This window comes from Gilliamella sp. B3023, from assembly GCF_026536845.1.
Taxonomy (GTDB): Bacteria; Pseudomonadota; Gammaproteobacteria; order Enterobacterales; family Orbaceae; genus Gilliamella; species Gilliamella apicola_E.
In genome coordinates, this window is record NZ_JAFNNH010000080.1 from 1 (window position 1) to 540 (window position 540).

At 41.7% G+C, this 540-nt stretch carries 1 protein-coding gene; it reads left to right on the plus strand.

From position 1 onward, the window contains the following. The coding region (locus J3U16_RS12060) for a hypothetical protein (protein WP_267343226.1) at positions 1-540 on the plus strand (540 nt) is incomplete at both ends.

The window sequence follows — 540 nt, forward strand, 5'->3', positions numbered from 1 at the left end:
GGTCAGAGTTTTGCTGATATTCGGATGTTCGTTCCTACTAACACTAATTCAGTCGATTTAAGTACACTTATCGGTCCTCCTAATAATTATTGGGGAGATGATGATGGAGATTCTGGCGTTACTGCTACAGGTTCTTTAAGTTTATCTATCGTCGATAAAAGCGGTCAAACGGTATCACGTAGTACCGTTCCAACAATTTGTAACGCACCTTATAAGGTCACGTTATCTAGTGCTGACGGTACATTATCTACTCGTTACGGATTTCCTAATCGTAGTACTTTCAGTGCCAGTAATGTGACTTATTACGTCAATCCTAAGGGTGGACCAGCTGTTTGTTTTGCTCGGCCTAACTTATTGTATGGTAAGCGTGGTGATTATCCTCGTTACCCATCTTTTGATTTTGCTGGTCCTGCTTCAATGTGGAACCCTGCTAAGGGTTTTCTCACTCAGTCAACAGACCCGTCACTTTACGGTAGAAACTTTCCTACTACTGGTGCTAACAAACTGTACTTTGATTTACTCATTACCGGTAGTAGTCAG